Here is a 4,757-nt window from a genome sequence, read left to right on the forward strand (position 1 = left end):
ATGCTCGGCAGGGGCTTTACCGGTAAGGCCCCAGCCGAGCATGGCTCGGCTCTACAGGTGCAGCTTCACGGCCGGGTTGATCATGCTGTTGTGGGAGCGGCGTAAGCCGCGAAGCTGAGGCTGCTGCAGCCTGCGAAGAGCTACCCCTCCCCAGCCCTCCCCTCCGCCTTCGGCGCAAGGGAGGGGGCAAGAGCGTAGTGCCGAGCCATGCTCGGCAGGGCTTTACCGGTAACGCCCCTAAGCCGAGCATGGCTCGGCTCTACAGATGCAGCTCACCCACCCGGTTTGGCCGTCTCTATGACTACGCCCAGCTGCTTGCCGGCTTCGGCCAGCCTCACCTTCTTGCCATCGCTGCGGGCGACCAGGTAGTCCGCCGCCACCCAGCCACTCTTGCCGTCCGCACGCACGTTGCACCATTGCAGGTCGTCGAGGCAGCGCTGCACTTCCACCGTGGTGCCCACCGGCAATACCGCCAGGCGCTCGGCACGCTGGTCCGGCGCGCTGCGCAGGTTCAGGCCATTGCTGACCTGGGCGGCGGGCTCGTTGATCTGCGGCTGGAACCACAGCACCACGCCGATGATCGCCGCAGCCGCAGCGATACGCAGATACAGACGGGGCTTGCCGTCGGTGGACTTGAACAACCTGTGCATGGCGAGTGCGGCGGGACCGGTGCGGCCAGATGAAGGATCTATGGTGACACGCCAAACTTGAACCCGCGCCGTTGCGGACCCATCGCGTTCAGGCAGCACCGACATCCAGCGCTGTAAGCCGTGCAGCGCCTTCGCCGCCGGCAATTTCCAACCTGTACACCCCGGCATTGGGCACATGCATCCCGGTCTGGAAGGCACGGAATGCCTGCATGTCCGCAGATCCGCTCACCGTCCGCCCTTGCAGGCGCCAGGCCAGCAGGCCGATCCAGATGCCATGGCCCACGAATACGCTGCCATCTTCGAAGTCATGCAGGCGGGCCAGGAAGGCCTCAACCCGAGCTGCGAAACCATCGAAGCTGTCGGCAATATCGCCGTCACGATGGGCAGGGTCGCCGCGTTGCCAGTAGTCACGCGCCAACACCGCGACCTCGGCGGGCACCTTGCCCTCGACAGTGGCAAGCGCCAGATAGCTGAACTCATCCAGCTCGGCGATCTCCTGTGCTGCAAGCCCATGGGCATCGCCGAAGTACGCCGCCGTCTGCCGGGCGCGCAACATCTGCGAGCAGTACAGCCGCGCCGGCCGCAATGGCCAGCGCGTCAAAAGATCCTGCACCTGCTGGCGGCCCAAAGCGCTGAGCGGGATCTCCCGATCAGCCATGGCGAACGAACCCGCGTTGGCCATGCTTTGCCCATGCCGAACGAAGTAGAGCGTCCGCACTCCAGCCGGGTCGGACGCCATCTGAATCAGGCCGTCATGCCGCTATGCCGCAGAAGGGCATCAATCTGCGGCTCACGGCCACGGAAGGCGCGGAAGTTCTCGGCCGCACTGCGGCTACCGCCACGCGACAACACTTCATCGCGGAAACGCTTGCCGGTTTCGGCCAAGGCGCCCGGTGCTTCCTCGAACGCGGCATAGGCGTCGGCGCTGAGCACTTCGGCCCACTTGTAGCTGTAATAGCCGGCCGCATAACCACCAGCGAAGATGTGGCTGAACTGATTGGCGAAGCGGTTCCAGGCCGGCGGGATGTTCACCGCAACTTCGCCGCGCACGCGTTCCAGCAACTGCAGCACGCTTTCCTGCTCGGGCTGGTACTGGCTATGCAGCAGCATGTCGAACAGGCCGAATTCCAACTGGCGCACGGTGAACATGCCGCTCTGGAAGTTCTTCGCCGCCAGCATCTTGTCGAACAGTTCGCGCGGCAACGGCACGCCGGTATCGACATGCGCGGTCATCGCCTCCACCTGTTCCCATTCCCAGCAGAAGTTCTCCATGAACTGGCTGGGCAGCTCCACCGCATCCCACTCCACGCCGTTGATACCGGCCACCGCCAGCTCACCGATGCAGGTCAGCAACTGATGCAGGCCGTGGCCCATTTCGTGGAAGACGGTGGTGACTTCGTCGTGGCTGAAGGTGGCCGGCTTGCCGTCATTGCCACGGCCGAAATTGCAGACCAGGTAGACCAGCGGCGTCTGCACGCCAGCAGCGGTGACACGGCGGTTGCGACAGTCGTCCATCCACGCACCACCGCGCTTGCCTTCGCGTGCGTACAGATCCATGTAGAACTGGCCGACCAGTGCGCCATCGGCATTCACCAGCCGGTAGAAACGCACGTCTTCGTGCCAGACCGGAGCGCTGTCCTGTTCCACCTTGAGTCCGTACAGACGCTCGATCACGCCGAACAGACCAGCCAACACCTTTGGCTCGGTGAAGTACTGCTTCACTTCCTGCTCCGAGTAGCTGTAACGCGCCTGCTTCAGCTTCTCGGCCACATAGGCCAGATCCCAGGCCTGCAGCTCGTCCATGCCCAGTTCGTCGCGGGCGAAGGCTTCCAGCTCGGCGCGATCACGCTGCGCATAGGGCTTGGCGCGTGCAGCCAGGTCACGCAGGAAGCTCAGCACCTGCGGCGCGTCGCTGGCCATCTTGGTGGCGATCGAATACTCGGCGTAGTTGTCGAAACCCAGCAAACCAGCCAGTTCGTTGCGCACGGCGAGAATGCGATCGATATTGCCGGTGTTGTCCAGCGCCGCATCGCCGAACTCCGATGCGCGCATCGCATGCGCGCGATACAGCTGCTCGCGCAGCGCGCGGTTGTCGGCATAGGTCTGCACCGGCAGATAGCACGGCATCTGCAGGGTCAGCTTGTACCCTTCGCGGCCATCCTTCTGCGCGGCGGCGCGGGCACTGGCAATCACGTCGTCGGGCAGGCCCAGCAGGTCATCGGCCACATCCACGTACAAAGCGAATGCATCTCCGGCATCGAGCACGTTCTGCGAGAACTTGGCCTGCAGACCAGACAGCTCTTCCTGCAACTCGGCGAAACGTGCCTTGCCGGCGTCGTCGAGCTCAGCACCACCAAGACGGAAGTCGCGCAGTGCATTTTCCAGTGCCTTGCGCTGTGCTTCGTCGTAGCTTGCAGCTTCCGGCGCAGCGGCCAGCAGCTTGTACTGTGCGTACAGCGCCGGGTTCTGCGCGACCGAGCTGCCGAAGCGACTGATCTTGGGCAGGTTGGCGTTGTAGACCTCGCGCAACTCCGGCGTGTTGACCACCGCCTGCAGGTGCGAAACCTGGCCCCAGGCGCGATACAGCCGCTCGGTAGCATCGTCCAGCGGCACCACGAAATTGTCCCAGCTCACCGGTGCCACGGTTTCGGCAGCTTTCACTGCGGCTTCGGCCTCGGCCAGCAGCGTATCGACGGCCGGGGTGACGTGTTCAGCGCGGATCGCGTCGAAACGCGGCAGGCCGGAGAAATCGAGCAGGGGATTGGTGGTGTTCACGGCATTCCTTCAAACAGTTCCGGCTGCGCCGGCATCAGACCTGATATGGCGACGCTTCCAGCCAGGCACAAGGCAGGGCCGGCATGCCCTGCCCGGCCACGGCCGTGGCCACCACCAAATCGGCGCCGACCACGTCGATGCCCAGCTGGCTGTACCAGTTCGGGTTGTAATAGCTGTGCGCGTAACGCTCGCCGGCGTCGCAAAGGATGCTGACGATGGAGCCATCACGGCCGGCAGCGCGCATCTGCTGGGCGGCGTACAACACACCGATGAAGTTGGTGCCGGTGGAGCCGCCAACACGGCGGCCCAGGGTGGCGCTGACATGGCGCATTGCAGCCAGGCTCAGCGCATCACTCACCTTCACCATCGCATCAACGCAGGTGGGGATGAAGCTGCGCTCCACGCGCGGACGACCAATGCCTTCCACGCGCGAGCCACCTTCGCAGGTCATGTCACGCCAGTCGCGGCCTTCGAGCGCGGCGCAGTAGCCGTCGTAGAAGATCGATATCTCCGGGTCTGCGCAAAGGATGCGGGTGTCGTGGCGGCGATAGCTGACGTAACGGCCGAGGGTAGCGGCGGTGCCGCCGGTGCCGGGGCTGCAGACGATCCACTCCGGCACCGGATGCGGCTCTTCGGCCATCTGCTTGAAGATGGACTCGGCGATGTTGTTGTTGGCGCGCCAATCGGTGGCGCGTTCGGCGTAGGTGAACTGGTCCATGAAATGGCCGCCGGTTTCGCGCGCCAGCCGTTCGGATTCGCAGTTCAGGTCGCAGGCGCGCTGCACCAGATGGCAGCGGCCGCCATGGAATTCGATGGCGGCGATCTTCTCCGGCGACGTGCTGGCCGGAATCACCGCGATGAATGGCAGGCCCAGCAGGCGAGCGAAGTAGGCCTCGGAGACCGCGGTGGAGCCGCTGGAGGCCTCGATCACCGGGCAACCCTCGCGCAGCCAACCATTGGCCAGCGCGTACAGGAACAGCGAGCGGGCAAGCCGGTGCTTGAGGCTGCCGGTCGGGTGGCTGGATTCATCCTTCAGATAGACATCGATACCCGGGAAACCCGGCAGGTCGATGGGAATCAGATGGGTATCGGCCGAACGGTTGTAGTCGGCTTCAATCTTGTGGATGGCCGCCGCCACCCAATCACGCTGGGACATGGATCGCCACTTCTTGGTGAATGCTGGTGTGGATTCTACTTGGTTGGGCAAAACCGGCGGCAAAACCGGGCAAAACCGGGGTGGGGGGGGGGGGGGGGTTTGGTAAACCCCCCCCGCCCCCCGGGTTGGGGGGGGGCCCCGGCGGGCCGAGTGGGGGGGTTGATGTACGCACAGAT

Annotated in this window: 4 protein-coding genes; all 4 read right to left on the reverse strand. The window is 64.6% G+C overall.

Going from position 1 to position 4,757, the window contains the following annotated elements:
- Positions 1-272 precede the first annotated feature (272 nt).
- Positions 273-650, reverse strand: coding sequence for an SH3 domain-containing protein (locus ACVOLI_RS20110; protein WP_481615734.1), 378 nt, complete (start codon positions 648-650; stop codon positions 273-275).
- Positions 651-738: 88 nt separating this feature from the next.
- A complete protein-coding gene (locus tag ACVOLI_RS20115) occupies positions 739-1,389 on the reverse strand; it encodes a histidine phosphatase family protein (protein WP_481615735.1) in 651 nt (216 codons plus the stop codon).
- Positions 1,390-1,394: 5 nt separating this feature from the next.
- A complete protein-coding gene (locus ACVOLI_RS20120) occupies positions 1,395-3,425 on the reverse strand; it encodes a M3 family metallopeptidase (RefSeq protein WP_481615736.1) in 2,031 nt (676 codons plus the stop codon).
- A 34-nt stretch (positions 3,426-3,459) separates the two neighbouring features.
- Positions 3,460-4,581 (reverse strand): PLP-dependent cysteine synthase family protein, encoded by a 1,122-nt coding sequence (locus ACVOLI_RS20125; RefSeq protein ID WP_481615737.1) that lies wholly within the window; start codon positions 4,579-4,581, stop codon positions 3,460-3,462.
- Between the last annotated feature and the right edge of the window lie 176 nt (positions 4,582-4,757).

Source organism: Stenotrophomonas sp. STEN029, assembly GCF_056760015.1.

Coding starts and splice junctions, on each gene's coding strand:
- ACVOLI_RS20115 (WP_481615735.1), bottom strand. CDS start 1,389: ATGGCGTCCGACCCGGCTGGAGTGCGGACGCTCTACTTCGTTCGGCAT.
- ACVOLI_RS20125 (WP_481615737.1), bottom strand. CDS start 4,581: ATGTCCCAGCGTGATTGGGTGGCGGCGGCCATCCACAAGATTGAAGCC.
- ACVOLI_RS20110 (WP_481615734.1), bottom strand. CDS start 650: ATGCACAGGTTGTTCAAGTCCACCGACGGCAAGCCCCGTCTGTATCTG.